At 69.3% G+C, this 14,780-nt stretch carries 15 protein-coding genes; 3 read left to right on the top strand and 12 right to left on the bottom strand.

Features of this window, described 5'->3' with window-relative positions; translation table 11 throughout:
• Positions 1–18: 18 nt before the first annotated feature.
• The 9 genes from otnK to HFGMBDPB_RS18980 all read right to left on the bottom strand — a co-directional run bounded on the left by otnK (position 19) and on the right by HFGMBDPB_RS18980 (position 8,445).
• Positions 19–1,302, bottom strand: coding sequence for a 3-oxo-tetronate kinase (gene otnK, locus HFGMBDPB_RS19025; RefSeq protein WP_212646015.1), 1,284 nt, complete (start codon positions 1,300–1,302; stop codon positions 19–21).
• The gene (ltnD, locus tag HFGMBDPB_RS19020; protein WP_212646014.1) at positions 1,299–2,219 is read right to left on the bottom strand and encodes an L-threonate dehydrogenase; all 921 of its coding nucleotides are present in this window, start codon (positions 2,217–2,219) and stop codon (positions 1,299–1,301) included. Before ltnD ends, otnK begins: the two co-directional genes overlap by 4 nt.
• Positions 2,216–3,199, bottom strand: a complete 984-nt coding sequence (denD, locus tag HFGMBDPB_RS19015) for a D-erythronate dehydrogenase (RefSeq protein WP_212646013.1) — start codon at positions 3,197–3,199, stop codon at positions 2,216–2,218. Before denD ends, ltnD begins: the two co-directional genes overlap by 4 nt.
• Positions 3,200–3,241: 42 nt before the next feature.
• Positions 3,242–4,573, bottom strand: a complete 1,332-nt coding sequence (locus HFGMBDPB_RS19010; RefSeq protein ID WP_212646012.1) for an MFS transporter — start codon at positions 4,571–4,573, stop codon at positions 3,242–3,244.
• Positions 4,574–4,699: 126 nt separating this feature from the next.
• On the bottom strand, positions 4,700–5,338 hold the full coding sequence (gene otnC, locus HFGMBDPB_RS19005) for a 3-oxo-tetronate 4-phosphate decarboxylase (protein ID WP_016445233.1): 639 nt from the start codon (positions 5,336–5,338) through the stop codon (positions 4,700–4,702).
• A gap of 146 nt (positions 5,339–5,484) precedes the next feature.
• Complete coding sequence (locus HFGMBDPB_RS19000; protein WP_016445234.1) at positions 5,485–6,252, bottom strand: FadR/GntR family transcriptional regulator; 768 nt, start codon at positions 6,250–6,252, stop codon at positions 5,485–5,487.
• A 112-nt stretch (positions 6,253–6,364) separates the two neighbouring features.
• Positions 6,365–6,991 (bottom strand): phage tail protein, encoded by a 627-nt coding sequence (locus tag HFGMBDPB_RS18995; RefSeq protein WP_126311812.1) that lies wholly within the window; start codon positions 6,989–6,991, stop codon positions 6,365–6,367.
• Positions 6,992–7,026: 35 nt separating this feature from the next.
• On the bottom strand, positions 7,027–8,061 hold the full coding sequence (locus HFGMBDPB_RS29940) for a DUF7151 family protein (protein WP_283248053.1): 1,035 nt from the start codon (positions 8,059–8,061) through the stop codon (positions 7,027–7,029).
• Positions 8,062–8,238: 177 nt separating this feature from the next.
• A complete protein-coding gene (locus tag HFGMBDPB_RS18980; RefSeq protein WP_126311811.1) occupies positions 8,239–8,445 on the bottom strand; it encodes a hypothetical protein in 207 nt (68 codons plus the stop codon).
• On the opposite strand from HFGMBDPB_RS18980, the gene cobT reads away from it, so the two are divergent.
• Positions 8,444–9,550: a nicotinate-nucleotide--dimethylbenzimidazole phosphoribosyltransferase gene (gene cobT, locus HFGMBDPB_RS18975; protein WP_212646011.1), complete on the top strand. Its 1,107-nt coding sequence runs from the start codon at positions 8,444–8,446 to the stop codon at positions 9,548–9,550. The two genes, HFGMBDPB_RS18980 and cobT, sit on opposite strands and share 2 nt — an antisense overlap.
• Positions 9,551–9,570: 20 nt before the next feature.
• Here the strand turns inward: cobT and pdxR are convergent, their stop codons facing one another.
• Entirely contained in the window at positions 9,571–11,034 is a 1,464-nt protein-coding gene (gene pdxR / locus HFGMBDPB_RS18970; protein ID WP_212646010.1) for a MocR-like pyridoxine biosynthesis transcription factor PdxR, read from the bottom strand.
• A gap of 105 nt (positions 11,035–11,139) precedes the next feature.
• Here pdxR and HFGMBDPB_RS18965 point away from each other — a divergent pair, with 105 nt between their 5' ends.
• A complete protein-coding gene (locus HFGMBDPB_RS18965) occupies positions 11,140–11,886 on the top strand; it encodes a GNAT family N-acetyltransferase (RefSeq protein WP_212646009.1) in 747 nt (248 codons plus the stop codon).
• On the opposite strand, the gene HFGMBDPB_RS18960 is transcribed toward HFGMBDPB_RS18965, so the two are convergent.
• The gene (locus HFGMBDPB_RS18960; RefSeq protein ID WP_174538880.1) at positions 11,862–12,767 is read right to left on the bottom strand and encodes a LysR family transcriptional regulator; all 906 of its coding nucleotides are present in this window, start codon (positions 12,765–12,767) and stop codon (positions 11,862–11,864) included. The two genes, HFGMBDPB_RS18965 and HFGMBDPB_RS18960, sit on opposite strands and share 25 nt — an antisense overlap.
• A gap of 143 nt (positions 12,768–12,910) precedes the next feature.
• On the opposite strand from HFGMBDPB_RS18960, the gene HFGMBDPB_RS18955 reads away from it, so the two are divergent.
• Positions 12,911–13,918 (top strand): tripartite tricarboxylate transporter substrate binding protein, encoded by a 1,008-nt coding sequence (locus HFGMBDPB_RS18955; protein WP_212646008.1) that lies wholly within the window; start codon positions 12,911–12,913, stop codon positions 13,916–13,918.
• A gap of 12 nt (positions 13,919–13,930) precedes the next feature.
• Here HFGMBDPB_RS18955 and HFGMBDPB_RS18950 read toward each other — a convergent pair whose 3' ends face one another.
• On the bottom strand, positions 13,931–14,701 hold the full coding sequence (locus HFGMBDPB_RS18950; protein ID WP_016445242.1) for a helix-turn-helix transcriptional regulator: 771 nt from the start codon (positions 14,699–14,701) through the stop codon (positions 13,931–13,933).
• Between the last annotated feature and the right edge of the window lie 79 nt (positions 14,702–14,780).

The following is a 14,780-nucleotide window of genomic DNA, read 5'->3' as shown; positions in this document are numbered from 1 at the left end:
CGGAGGCTGAGTGTGGCATCAGGCGCGCTGCAACGCACCGAAGGCCTTGGTGAAGAAGTCCGTGGTGCCGAAGTTGCCGGACTTGAGCGTGAGGTGCAGCCCCTGCGGCGCCAGGGGCGAGGCGGCATGGCACCAGGGTACGCCAGGGTCGATCTGCGGCCCTATGCGCATCTGCTCGATGCCCAGCGCCTGCACGCAGGCGCCCGAGGTTTCTCCGCCGGCCACGACGAGCTGGCGCACGCCCATCTCGACCAGCCCCCGGGCGATGGCGGCGATGGTCTGTTCGACCAGTGCGCCGGCCTGCTCCACGCCCAGGCGGCCCTGCACGGCCTTGACGGCCGCGGATTCGGCCGTGGAGTAGATCAGCACCGGGCCGCTGGCGATGTGCTGGCAGGCCCAGGCCAGGGCCTTGCCGGCTTCGTCCTCGCCGGCGGCGATGCGCAGCGGCTCCAGCGCCAGGGCAGGGCGCCCCGAGGCGATGAAGTGCGCCACCTGCGCATTGGTGGCCACCGAGCAACTGCCCGAGACGACCGCCTGCAGGCCGGTGGCGGTGGGCAGGGCAGCGGCCTGGGCCGAGGGCTGTATGCCGAAGTTCGCGGGCAGGCCGATGGCCACGCCCGAGCCGGCCGTGACAAGCGGCATGCCGGCCAGCGCCGGGCCCAGGCGCAGCAGGTCGTCGTTGGAGACGGCATCGACCACGGCCATGCCCACGCCCTCGGCCTGGAGTGCGGCGATGCGCGCGCGGATGGCGGCTTCGCCCTGCGCGACGGCCACATGGTCGATCAGCCCCACCTTGCGCCGTGTCTGCGCCTGCAGCACGCGCACCAGGTTGGCATCGGTCATGGGCGTGAGAGGGTGGTTGCGCATACCGCTTTCGCTGAGCAGCACATCGCCCACGAACAGGTGGCCCTTGAAGACGGTGCGCTGGTTGTCGGGGAAGGCCGGCGTGGCAATGGTGAATCCGCAGCCCAGCGCGTCCATCAGGGCCTCGGCCACGGGGCCGATGTTGCCCTGCGGCGTGCTGTCGAAGGTGGAGCAGTATTTGAAGTAGATCTGCGGAGCCCGGCCATCGGGGCCCTGGCCCCGCAGCCACTGCAGTGCCTGCAGCGACTGGGCGACGGCGTCGGCCGGCGCGATGGTGCGCGACTTGAGCGCGACCACGACGGCGTCCACGCCCTCGTCCACCGGGCCGGCGGGTACGCCAATGCTTTGCACCACGCGCATGCCTGCGCGCACCAGGTTGTTCGCCAGATCGGTGGCGCCCGTGAAGTCGTCGGCTATGCAGCCCAGAAGAAGGGTCATGGGGATTCCGATGGAGCCGGAGGCAGGGTGATGCCCGGGAAGATCTTGATGACGGCGCTGTCGTCCTCGCGGCCATGGCCGGCGGTGGATGCCTGCATGAACATCTGGTGGGCCGTGGAGGCCAGGGGCAGCGGGAATTTGCTGTGGCGCGCGGTGTCCAGCACCAGGCCCAGGTCCTTGACGAAGATGTCCACGGCCGACAGCGGGGTGTAGTCGCCGGCCAGCACGTGGGCCATGCGGTTCTCGAACATCCAGCTGTTGCCGGCGCTGTGGGTGATGACCTCGTAGAGCGCGGCGGCATCGACGCCTTCGCGCAGGCCCAGGGCCATGGCCTCGGCCGCTGCGGCAATGTGCACGCCGGCCAGCAGCTGGTTGATGATCTTCACCTTGCTGCCCGCGCCCGCGCTGTCGCCCAGGCGGTAGACCTTGGCGGCCATGGCGTCGAGCACGCCTTCGCAGGCGGCATAGGCTTCGGGGCGGGCGGCCGTCATCATGGTCATCTGCCCGGACGCTGCCTTGGCCGCGCCGCCCGAGATGGGCGCGTCGATGTAGTGCACGCCCTGCGCCTGCAGCCTGGCCTCCAGCGCCACGGACCAGTTGGGGTCCACGGTGGAGCACATGACGAAGACGGAGCCGGGCTGCAGCGCGGGGGCGATGCCGCCTTCGCCGAACAGCACGGCCTCGGTCTGCCGGGCGTTGACGACCACGCTGACGATGATGCGGCAAGCGGCGGCCATGTCGGCCAGCGTGGCGCAGGCCGTGCCACCTTCGGCGGCAAAGGCGGCTGCGGCCTCGGGGCGGATGTCGTGGACATGCACGTGGTGCCCGGCGCGGCGCAAGCTTTGCGCCATGCCGGCGCCCATGGCGCCCAGGCCGATCACGCCGACGGCGCGGGGTGTGGCGGTGGTGTGGTTCATGGCTGGCGTCGGGGTGTCAGGTCATCGGCGATGTAGGCGCGCACGATGGCCGCAAAGTTCTCGTCGCCGCGCAGGCCCAGCCGGTCGGCGCGCGTGGTATCCCAGCGGCCGGGCCAGCTGCCGACGATGCGCTCGACCTTGTCGTCGGGCTGCCAGCTCACGCGGTTGGCCACTTCGTCGCCAGCCACTTCGCGCAGCGCGCGCACCATGTCGCCCGCGCTGACGGACACGCCAGGCAGGTTGATGGGGCGTCGGTCGGCGACGGCGCTGGCATCGAGTTCGCAGCCTGCGACCAGGGCCTCGACGGCGCGGCGCGGGGACAGCAGCCACAGGCGCGTGGTGGCACCCACGGGGCAGTTGGCCGCTTCGCCGTTGAGGGGCTCGCGGATGATGCCGCTGGCAAACGACGAGGCGGCCGCATTGGGCCGGCCAGGGCGCACGCTGATGGTGGGCAGGCGCAGCACGCGGCCGTCGACAAAGCCGCGCCGCGTGTAGTCGGCCAGCAGCAGCTCGGCAATGGCTTTTTGCGTGCCGTAGGAGGACTGCGGGTTCAGGGCCGTGCCGTCCAGCACGGTGTCGGGCAGGTCGCCCCCGTAGACGGCCACCGAGCTGGTGAAGACCACGCGCGGCATGTGGCCCACGGCGCGGCAGGTCTCCAGCAGGGCGCGCGAGGCATCGAGGTTGATGCGCATGCCCAGGTCGAAGTCGGCCTCGGCCTGGCCGCTGACCACGGCGGCCAGATGGAAGATCACGGCCGTGTCCTGGTCTATGGCGCCGCGCAGCACCTGCGGGTCGGCGATATCGCCCACCAGGGAGCGCACGCGCGTGTCGTCAATGGCGTGGGTGGCCACCACGTCGAGCAGGTCGATCTGGTGGATGGGCCAGCGGTTGCCGGCCAGCGTCAGCGCACCCTGTTCGAGCAGCTTGCGGGCCAGGCGCTGGCCCAGGAATCCGGCGCCGCCGGTGATCAGTACTTTCATGTGTCTTGGGGCTTGGGCTTGAAGGATGGGAAGAAGGGCCGGTCAGCGGTTGACCATCTTTGCGGGGGTGAGCCAGACCGCGAGGGCGCCCACCACGAGCACCCCCGCCAGCACGAACATGCCGGCCTGCGTGGACTGGGTCAGGTCCTTGAGGTAGCCGATCATGTAAGGGCTGGCGAAGCCCGCGAGGTTGCCGACCGAGTTGACGATGGCAATGCCCGCCGCCGCCGCCGTGCCCGACAGGAAGGCCGTGGGCAGCGACCAGAACAGCGGCGCGCAGGTCAGCACGCCGGCTGCGGCCAGCGACAGGAAGATCAGGGAAAGAACGGTGTTGTCGGCGAAGAAGGCCGTCATCGCAAAGCCCACGGCGCCCATCAGCGCGGGCACGATCAGGTGCCAGCGGCGCTCGCGGCGCCTGTCGGCGCTGTGGCCCATGAGGTTCATCACCACGATGGCGCACAGGAAGGGGATGGCACTGAGCAGGCCGATGTTCAGCGCGCCCGTGACGCCCGTGGACTTGATCAGCGTGGGCATCCAGAAGGTCAGCCCGTACTGGCCGGCGACGAAGGCGAAGTAGATCAGGCACATCCACCAGACGCGGCGGTCGGCGAAAACGGCCTTGAGCGAATGCTTCTGGGCACCTGAGTGCTGCTGGTCCAGCTCGATCTCGCGCGCCAGCAGCTGCTTTTCGGAGGCCGTCAGCCACTTGGCGCTGGAGATGCCGTTGTCCAGATAGAAGATGGTCACCACGCCGATCGCCAGGGCGGGGATGGCCTCGATCAGGAACATCCACTGCCAGCCGTGCAGGCCATGGTCGTCGTGGAAGGCCTGCATGATCCAGCCCGACAGCGGGTTGCCGAAGATGCCGGCCACGGGGATGGCCGACATGAACAGCGCCACGATCTTGGCGCGCCGGTGGGCCGGGTACCAGTAGGTCAGGTACAGGATCACGCCGGGGTAGAAGCCCGCCTCGGCCAAGCCCAGCAGAAAGCGCAGGATGTAGAAGCCCGTGGGCGTTTCCACATACATGAACATGGCCGACAGAATGCCCCAGGTGATCATGATGCGGGCGATCCAGACGCGCGCGCCCAGGCGGTGCATGAGCAGGTTGCTGGGCACCTCGAAGAGGAAGTAGCCGATGAAGAACACGCCTGCGCCCAGGCCGAACACGGTCTCGCTGAAGCCCAGGTCCTGGGACATCTGCAGCTTGGCAAAGCCCACGTTCACGCGGTCCAGGTAGGCGATCACATAGCACAGCATCAGGAACGGCACGAGGCGCCAGAACACCTTGGCGTAGGCGCGCGCCGTCTCCGGAGAGTCGGCCTGGGCAGGGTGGGCCCCGGCCTGGCCGGATGCGATATCCGTTGTCGTCATTTCAAGTCTCCCTTGGGTTCGCCGCTTGATTCGCCGCTTGATGCGCCGCTTGGTGCGCCGCCTGGCGGCTGCGCGGCTGTGGATGGGCTGGGTGGTGGAATGCGGCCGTGGGAGCCGCTGTGCAAATCAGTAGCGCGCCCCGAAGGTGGTGCGCAGCTCGTCGATGGCGGCCGCGTCCAGGGGCTGCGGCCGGGGATGGGTCATGAGCCAGAGCCTTGCGGTTTCCTCCAGCTCTTCCAGCACATGGCTGGCCTGCTCCACCGAGCGTTCCCAGACCACGGGGCCCAGGCGCTCGAACAGGGCGCCGCGCACCTGGCCGGCCAGCGCGGCCACCTCGGCGGCGGCCTGCGGATCGCCGGGCCGGCGGTAGCGGATCAGCGGGATGCGGCCCACCTTCATGACCTGGTAGGGGGTGATGGGCGGCAGCACCTCGTCCTCGCGCCAGACGCCGGACAGCGTCAGCGCCACGAGATGGGTGGAATGCGTGTGGATGACGGCACACGCCTCGCCGTCATTGCCGTAGATGCCCCGATGCAGGACCAGGGTCTTGGAAGGCTTGGCGCCGCTGACCCAATGCCCGCCGGCATCGACCTTGGACAGCTCTGCCGGGTCGAGCCGGCCCAGGCAGGCGTCGGTGGGGGTGATCAGCCAGCCGTCATGCAGGCGCGCGCTGATGTTGCCGGCAGCGCCGACGGTGTAGCCCCGCTGGTAGAGGCTGGCGCCGGTCGCGCAGATCTGCTCGCGGATGCGGGATTCGTCGCTCATGGGTGAACGCCCAGGCAAAGGCCGGGTGTGCGGGGTGCAAAAAGAAATGTGACTGATATTGTCATCAGGTCATCATACAAATTTTGCGCAAAAATCCAAACAAGGTGAAAACCCTTGGCCATGCGCCAAGGGGTGGTTTCGGAGGTTCAGGGCTTGGCGGCCAGGATGTCGCGGGCCAGGCGTTCGCCGTCCTGCTCCCAGAAGCTGGCGTCGGCGCGGTGGATGCGGTCTATGGCGTTGCCCATGTGCGTGGCGGCGGCCTTGCGCGCGGCCTTGGGGTCGCCGGCCTCGATGGCCAGCACGATGCTGTGGTGCTCGCGTTCCACGGCCTTGCCGAAGTCCTCGCGCCGCGCCTCGTTGGCGCGCGTGATGCGCATGGCGCCGCGCAGGAACTGCGACAGGTAGTCCAGCGTGCTGATCAGGAAGGGATTGCCCGAAGCCTGGGCGATGGCACGGTGAAACGCCATGTCTTCCTCCACGCCGTCACGGCCCAGCCGCACGGCCTCGGCCAGGGCGCTCTCCGCATCGTGGATGCGCTGCATATCCTCTTCGCTGCGCCGCCGCGCCGCGAGTTCGGCCACCTCGGTCTCCAGTGCGCGGCGCACCTCGGTGATCTGGATCAGCGCATTCCTGCCAGCCGCCGGCAGGCCTTCGAAGTCCAGTGGCTCTATGCCTGCCGCCTTCACGAACACGCCGCTGCCCTGGCGCGATTCCACCAGGTTGCGCGACTTGAGCTGGGACACCGCCTCGCGCACGACGGTCCGGCTGACCTCGAGCTGCTGCACGAGCTCGGCCTCGGTCGGCAGCTTCTGCCCCGGCTGCAGGTTGCCGGCGCGGATGCGCGCCTCCAGCTGCCGGGCAACCTGGTCCGCAAGCTTGAGACCGGGCTGAATGGCCGAGAAGGAAACCGTCATGGAGGGGGTGGGGGGCTGGGGAGACACGTGTGGCAGCGATTGTCTCAGAACGGCCAGGGCTTCAGCGCCGGGGAGTGTGGTGACGCCTGGGCGCTGTCTTTCGGCCAAGCCTTCAGTCCCGGGGAGGAAAAATCCCGTTCAGGACAATGCACCATTGCATGCTCAGGAATGGATCGCGTATGGGAACAGGTTGGTTGTTCCCTGTGACTCCGACCGACGTGGTACTGCTCAGCGAGGTATCGGCTGTACCGCCCTCCCGGTAGATGCCTGCGTTCTGGGCTTGAGCCAGCATCCTGTTTGGGCCCGGCGTGGAATGGGTTGCCCCTTGGGTGCTGGCGGGCATGTTCGAGACGGTATGCGTGTGCGCGGGCAACTGGGACGGTGTGAGTGTCAGCTGTTCTCTGCCGCCGGCCTCTCCCAAGACGAAGGAGGAAAGTCCGGGGGCGCCGCCTGTGCCGATGGGAACGCGTCCGCGCAGGTCGGGAAGCTGGAAGGTGTTGACGCCATTGCCGCCATACGTCGTGCCAAGTATCGAAAACAAGGCGACGTTCTGGTTGATGGGAAGGGTCTGACCCGCCGCTGGAGCCGTGTTGCTGGGGCAGAAGCTGCCGCTGAACAGAAAGAGCTCTCCTATGTAGGCTTCAGGCGCGGCATGGGCCGTCGGAATGAGGGGGGTGGAAAAGGCGAAGGCCAGCGCGAGGGCGGTTTTGCGCAGGAAGGGAGTGGAAGGCAGGGGCATGGCGAAATCCTGTGGGTCTGTGCACAAAGGCTGTATCAGCGGGCGAGCATGAAGCAGATGCGGTCCAGCGTCTCCTGTTCAGGGTCCACCCAGCCGGGGGTCAGAACGATGCCGGCGAACGGGTCCCCCGTTGCCGCGATGGCCACGGCCCGGCCCTTGTTGGTGCGACTGTCCAGCAGCAGGGTGTAGCTGCCCGGGGCTACGGCGGGGTTGAAGGCGATCGTGAAGGGGCCGCTCGCGCCATTGCGTGCTGCTGCATAGCCTTCACCACTGCGGATAACGGCCTTGGTGGCGTCGCCCGGATCGGGTGCAACGCAGCCGTGGCGCACTTCGGCCAGACCTGTGACACCACCCATGCCCGTCGGTCCCATGGGACCCTGCGGGCCCACCGAGCCTTGGAGGCCGTTGCATACATAGCTGGTGCTGGTGATCTCTGCTGCATCCAGTACGCCGTTGCGGTTGGTATCCAGGCCCTGGGTGATGCGCTGACCGCCAGTGGCACAGGTGGCGCCAGCAGCTTCTACCTGGGTCACCATCAGGGATTCCCGGCCATCGGTGCCCGCCGCGCCGACCGCTCCCGGGCTACCTGGCGCGCCTGCCGCGCCTGTAGTGCCGGCAGGTCCGGTGGCACCGGCAGGGCCGGTAGCGCCCGTGGCTCCCGTAGCGCCGGCCGGGCCGGTGGCACCGGCGGGGCCTGTGGCGCCGGCAGCACCTGCCGGTCCTGTAGCGCCGGTAGGGCCTGCGTCGCCCCTGGGTCCTTGCGCGCCCTGCGTGGAGGCGGGATCGCAACGGCCCAGACTGCCGCTGGCGTCATGGCATACGTGGCTGGTGGATGTGGCGGGTGTGCCTGGCAGCCCGGGCAGTTGCACCTCTCCCGTGGGCTGTACGCGCAGCGCCGGGGTGTTGGGTGCGGAGTAGATGATCACGCCGCCACCCGCGGGGGGCGTGAGGCTGATGTCTGCTGCCCCGGCAGGACCGGCAAGCAGGGCGAGGACGGCGGTGGTGGCAAGGGCCACCGGACCGGCCGAAGTGGGGGGCAGTGGCCGACGGACAAAAAGAGGGGAAGGCATTTGACGGATGGCTCCTGTCGGCTAGGCCTCCGGCAGGGGCGCGGTACTTGGCGGCGCTGCCAGGGCTGTCCGGGTGTGCGAGGTGACTTGGCCTGATGTTGCGCAGGTCCAGGGCAAGGTAATGGGTAAGGTGGCTGGATTGGTACCGATTCTGCGAAATTGTGGATTTTTGCAAAATCACTGAAACTTGGTAAATTGAAATTGACTATTTGCCAGGACTGTGGTTTTCCAGTTCAGCTTGGTAATGGTCCGTTGCTGCTTGCATGGGCGCAATGCAGGTTTGCTGCTGTTGCAAGCCGCGTCTGCAGGATTCTTGCGGGCCTGCGCGGCGCGCGATACTTGCGCTTTTGCCATCTGCCTTACCGGGCCGATCCCTTTTTCCATGCGAACCCCCACTACCGACTCTGCGGCCGCCGTGCCCGCCATCGCCTCGCTGGCCGATGCCGCCTTTACCCAGCGCGTGCAGCACGCCATAGACCACAAGACCAAGCCTTTGGGCGCGCTGGGGCGGCTGGAGCAGCTGGCGCTGCGCATTGCCTGCATCCTGGGTCAGGACAGGCCGGTGCTGCAGCAGCCGCAGATGCTGGTGTTTGCGGCCGACCATGGGCTGGCTGCGCGCGGCGTGTCGGCCTATCCGGTGGATGTGACCTGGCAGATGGTCGAGAACTTCATGGCCGGCGGCGCCGCCGTCAGCGTGCTGGCGCGCCAGCATGGGCTGGCGCTGAACGTGGTGGACTGCGGCGTGGCACGCGACTTTCCCGCGCGCGAGCAGGACCCCGACGACAAGCTTCCCCAGCCCGGCCAGCCGCGCCTGTGGCGCCGCAAGCTGGGCTACGGCACGCGCGACTGCAGCCAGGGCCCGGCCATGACGGCCACCGAATGCGCCATGGCCCTGCGCAACGGCGCGGCCCTGGTGCGCCAGTTGCCGGGCAATGCGCTGCTGCTGGGCGAGATGGGCATCGGCAATACCTCCAGCGCATCCTTGCTGCTGGCGCGGCTGTGCGGCGAACCGCTGGCCGAGGTCACGGGTGCGGGCACCGGCCTGGATGCAGCCGGGCTGGCGCGCAAGATCGGGGTGCTGCAGGAGGTGCTGCAGCTGCACGCGCAGGCCACCGAACCGCTGGACGCGCTGGCGGCCATGGGCGGCTTCGAGGTTGCCACCATGGTGGGCGCCGTGCTGCAGGCCGCTGCCGAGCGGCGCGTCATCGTGGTCGATGGCTTCATCACCACGGCCGCCGTGCTGGTGGCCAGCCGCCTGCAGCCGGCCGTGCTGGAGCGCTGCGTTTTCTCGCACCGCTCGGGCGAGCCCGGCCATGTGCGCATGCTGGCCCACCTGGGTGCCGAGCCGCTGCTGGACTGGCAACTGCGCCTGGGCGAAGGCTCGGGCGCGGCCCTGGCCTGGCCGCTGCTGGTGTCGGCCTGCGCCATGCTGGGCGAGATGGCCAGCTTTGCGCAGGCAGGTGTGAGCACGCGTTCGGAGGAGGCATAGCCGCTGGAGCCGCGCCGCGGCTAGCGCGGTAACGCAGCTGCCGCCAGCTTGCCCAGCCGCCTGACCAGCGCGCCGAAGCGCGCGGCATCGGTGTTGCCATAGCCGATCACCAGGCCGTTGTCCTGGGGCAGCGGTGCCAGGGCGAAGGACGAGAGGGCGCCCGGGTTCATGCCGGCGCGCCGCGCCTGCTCCACGATGGCACGGTCGGACAGGTCCGGCGGCAGCCGCACCGTCAGGTGCAGGCCGCCGTGGCCGCCCAGCACCTCATGCTCCACGCCCAGTTGCGTGGCCAGCGCCTCGCGCAGGGCCGCCTGGCGCTCGCGGTACAGGCGCCGCATGCGGCCCAGGTGGCGCGAGAACTGGCCGCTTTCCATGAAGTCCGCCATGGCCAGCTGCTCCAGTCGATGGCCGCCGCGCAGCATCTCCTGCACGGCGGATGCCGCGCTGGTGGCCAGGGCCTGCGGCAGCACCACAAAGCCCAGGCGCAGTGCCGGGAACATGGTCTTGCTGAAGGTGCCCACGTAGAGCACGGGCGCATCCGGCACCTGGCCCTGCATGGCGGCGATGGGCGTGCCCTGGTGGCGGAATTCGCTGTCGTAGTCGTCCTCGATGATCCAGGCCCCCGCGCGGCGCGCGCGCTCCAGCAGGTCCAGCCGGCGCGCCACCGACAGCACGGCGCCCGTGGGATATTGGTGCGACGGCGTGATCTGGATCAGCCGTGGAGGATGGCTGTCCCACAGGCCGGGCGCGATGGCTGCGCCATCGGCATCCACGCGCAGTGTGCTGACGCACAGGTCTCCCCCCGCAAAGGCCGACTTGGCGCCCCGGTAGCCGGGCTCCTCCAGCCAGGCATGGTCGCCCGGGTTGGTGAGCAGTTGCACGCACAGGTCCAGCGCACCCTGGGCGCCTTCGGTGACGATGATGCGCGAGGCATCGCAGCGCACGCCGCGCGAGATGCGCAGGTGCTGCGCAATGGCCTGGCGCAGTGCGGGCTCGCCCGCAGGGTCGCCATAGTCCAGCGTGGCGCTGGCGGGAAGGCGCAATGCGCGGTCCTGCGATCGGCGCCAGGCGGGCAGGGGGAACCTGTCCAGGGCGGGCGTGCCCGGCGTCAGGGGCAGGCTGCGGTCCAAGGCGTGGCGTGTGGGCGCGATGCGGTCCAGGCGCCGTGCCGTGCGGGGTGCGCAGGGGGGCGGGGCGGCGGCCTCGGCGGCTGCCATGGAATGGGTGGACACAGCCGCCACGCGCGTGCCCTGCCGGTCGGCGACCACATAGCCTTCGGCCGCCAGTTGCTCGTAGGCGATGAGCACGGTGTTGCGCGAGACTCCCAGATCCTCCGACAGCGAGCGCGAGGCCGGCAGGCGGTCACCGGCCGGCAGCCGGCCAGCCAGGATGGCCTGCTTCAGGCGCTGGATCAGCTGGCGCTGGCGGGGAGCCGCTCCAGGGCCGGATTGCAAGGGACTGGTCAGCAGGTCGGAAGCGTGCATGCAATGGACGGCGTGGCACCATGAAATAAGGAGGATATGGCGCTTTCAATGATGCCACGCGGGCGATATCGTGGCCCTGCCAAATGACCTGACCAGGAATCTCCCATGCCCCCCGCACTCAACGCCCACTCCCAACCCGTAGGCCACGACCTTCCCAACTGGACCCCACGCCAGCGCCCGCCGCGCACGCCCATGCAAGGCCGCTACTGCCGGCTGGAGCCGCTGTCCGCCGCGCGCCATGCAGCCGATCTGTTCGATGCCTTCAGCCAGGCGCCGGACGCCAGCGACTGGACCTACATGTCGGTAGGCCCCTTCGCGGATGCCCAGGCCTATCTGCGCTTTGCCGAGGCCGCCCAGGCCAGCGATGACCCGCTGCACCACGCCGTCATCGACCTGGCCACGGGCCGTGCCATCGGCTCGCTGGCGCTGATGCGCGTGGACACGGCCAGCGGCGTGATGGAAGTGGGCTTTGTCTGCTACTCGCGCCAGCTCAAGCGCACGCGTGCGGCCACCGAGGCGCAGTTCCTGCTGATGCAGCGCGCCTTCGACGAGCTGGGCTACCGCCGCTACGAGTGGAAGTGCGACAGCCTGAATGCGCCGTCGCGTGCCGCAGCGGCGCGCCTGGGCTTCCGGTTCGAGGGGGTGTTCCGCCAGGCCGTGGTCTACAAGGGCCGCAGCCGCGACACGGCCTGGTTCTCCATCATCGACAGCGAATGGCCGGCGCTGCGCGCGGCCTACCAGTGCTGGCTGGAGCCCGGCAACTTCGATGCGCAGGGCGGGCAGCTGCGTTCGCTGTCCAGCCTGATGGAGCCGGGAGCGCAGGCGGCTCAGGAGCCTGCCGGCGTGGCGTAGTAGGCCTGCAGCACCTCGATCAGGGCCTGCGCATGGCGCGGCAGCCGGCCCTGATCGCGCACGAGGATGCGGCGCTCGCGCACGCTCCAGGCATCGGTCAGCTCGATCAGTGCCAGCCGCATGCTGTCGCTGTTGCGCCGTGCGGCGCTCTCGGGAACGATGCCGATTCCCACGCCCGCGCCGATCATGCGGCACATGGCGTCGAAGCTGGACAGCTGAATGCGCAGCTTCATGGGCTTGCCCAGGCGCTCGGTCACACCCGCCAGAAAGGTCTGCAGCGTGCTGCCCTGCTGCATGCCGATGGCGTCCTCGTCCAGCGTCTCGGCAAACGCAATGCGCTTGCGCCGCGCAAAGCGGTGGCCGCGCGGCGTGGCCAGCACCAGCCGGTCGGTGCTGAAGTGGATGGTCTGCAGGCCCAGCGTGTCCACCTGGCCGGCCACGATGCCCAGGTCGGCCCGGCCGTCGAGCACGCCGCGCGCGATCTCGGCGTTGGGCCGCTCCTGCAGGTCCACGTTCACGCGCGGGTGGTCGGCAAGAAAGGCGGGCAGGATCTCGGGAAGAAAGTCGGTCACGGCCGTGGTGTTGGCAAACACCCGCACATGGCCGCGCAGGCCGGCGCCGTACTCCTGCAGGTCGTGGCGCAACTGCTCGGACTGCAGCAGCATGCCGCGCGCATGGTGCAGGAAGGCTTCGCCGGCCGGCGTGGGCCGCACGCCGCGCGCCTCGCGGTACAGCAGGGGCATGCCCGCCTGCTCCTCCAGCGCCTTGATACGCAGGCTGGCTGCGGCCAGGGACAGGTGCTGCCTTTGCGAGGCGCGCGTGAGGCTGCCCAGTTCGGCGGCATGCACGAACAGGCGCAGGTCCGTCAGGTCGAAATGCATGAGGGGCATGAAGGGCGAAGAGGGCATGGGCGGGGTCAAGGCTTTGTCAATTCCGAAGGCCGGGTCAGGAAATGCGCGATTGTGCGCCGGCCCGGCACGGGCAACCATGCGGGCTTGCGACAAGAACAAATGGAGACATGACCATGCCGGATTCTTCCTTTCCCCTGCCGTCGAGCCTTTTGCACCGCCGAAGCCTGCTGGCCGCCGCACTCGCCTTGCCCCTGCTGGGCCATGCCCAGGCCTGGCCCGCGCGGCCCATCGTGATGATCGTTCCGCAGACGCCGGGCGGCACCAACGACATCGTGGGCCGGCTGGTCAGCCAGAAGCTGGCCGAGGTGCTGGGCGCCAGCGTGGTGGTCGAGAACCGGCCCGGTGCGGGCGGCAACATCGGCACACAGGCCGTGGCCAAGGCGCCGCGCGACGGGCATACCCTGCTGATGACCATCAGCAGCAGCCAGGCCATCAACCCCGCGCTGTACCGCAAGCCGGGCTTCGATCCGGTGAAGGACTTCCGGCCCATCGGCCTGATCGGCTCCGTGCCCAATGTGCTGCTGGCCCATCCCGGCTTTGCGGCCAAATCCGTGCCTGAGCTGATCGCCATGGCCCGGGGCCGGCCCGACGAGTTCCGCTATGCCTCGGCCGGCAACGGCACGCTCAACCATCTGCTGGGCGAGATGCTCAACAGCATGGCGGGCATCCAGCTGCAGCATGTGCCCTACAAGGGCGTGGCGCCCGCGCTCAACGATGTGCTGGGCGGGCAGGTACCGCTGCTGTTCGGCAGCCTGCCGTCAACGCTGCCCCATATCCAGGCCGGCCGGCTGCGCGCGCTGGCCGTGAGCGGCGCGGCGCGATCGCCGCTGCTGCCTGATGTACCCACCATTGGCGAAACGGTGCCCGGCTACAACGGCACGCTGTGGGTAGGGCTGTTTGCTCCTGAAGGCGTGCCCGCGCCGGTGCTGGCGCAGTTGCAGGACGGCATGGCCCGCGCGCTGGCGGCCGGCGATCTGCGCGGCAAGCTCGAAGCCTCCGGCGTGGAGCTGGCCGGCCCGGCCGACAAGCCCGTGTCACCGGACCGGATGGCGGCCTTGCTGCGCGAGGACATCGCCAAGTGGGCGCGCATTGTGAAGGACTCCGGCGCCTCGCTGGACTGAGCCCCGGCCCCTTCAGCCCTGCGGCTCCATGGCCAGCGCGAACAGCTCGCTGCGAAAGTGGATGCCCAGCCGTGCAAATGCCCGGTTACGGTAGGTCTTGACGGTGGGCAGGCTGAGGGACAGGTCGCAGGCAATGCCCTCGTGCGTCATGCCCTGCAGCAGCCGGGCGCAGACATCGAGTTCGCGCGGCGTGAGGCCGGGCTGTGCCTGCAGCAGGCGCATGCGCAGGGCGGGCAATGTCTGGCGCTGTCTGGGCTGGGGGGCTGGGGACGCCGATGCCGCAGCCACGGCAGGCTGCGCCTGCGTCAGCGCGATGTGCTTGTGCGCCAGGGCCAGCAGCACGGGCGCCATGCTCTCGAAGCAGCCGATCTGCGCATCGCCCAGCGCCCTCTGGTGCTGGTGGCGGTAGAAGTTGACGGCAAACACACCGCCGTCGTCCTGGTGCTCGACGATGGATACGCGCTCGGCCATGCCGTGCGCGTCGTAGACCAGGGCGCGGTGCTCGCCTTCCACCTCCTGGGCCGTGATGTGGCACAGCGCCGTGCTGCGTGCCGGCGCTGTGCCGCCGTGCTTCCACGTGCTGTCGCGCAGATGGGGGCCTGAGAGATAGGCGCGCCAGCACTCGCGTGTGGTGTCACGCGCCTCGCTGCTGGCCGACAGGAACAGCTGCGGCCGGCTGCGCTGCCCCGTGCGGTAGACCGACCAGGAGGCGACAGGCAGCAGCGCGTTCATGGCCTGCAGCACCTGCAGGGCGAAGCCCGGCCCACCCAGGCTGGACACCATCTGGCCCAGCGCATGGCTGGACGCCTGGCCGGGCAAGGCGCTGGCGTCAAGGGCGGGGGAGGGGCAGGTCCAGTGTCTC

Origin of the sequence: Delftia sp. PE138, assembly GCF_018320755.1 — a bacterium.
In the GTDB taxonomy this organism is placed as follows: domain Bacteria; phylum Pseudomonadota; class Gammaproteobacteria; order Burkholderiales; family Burkholderiaceae_C; genus Comamonas; species Comamonas tsuruhatensis.
This window is presented reverse-complemented; position numbering and strand designations above follow the sequence as displayed.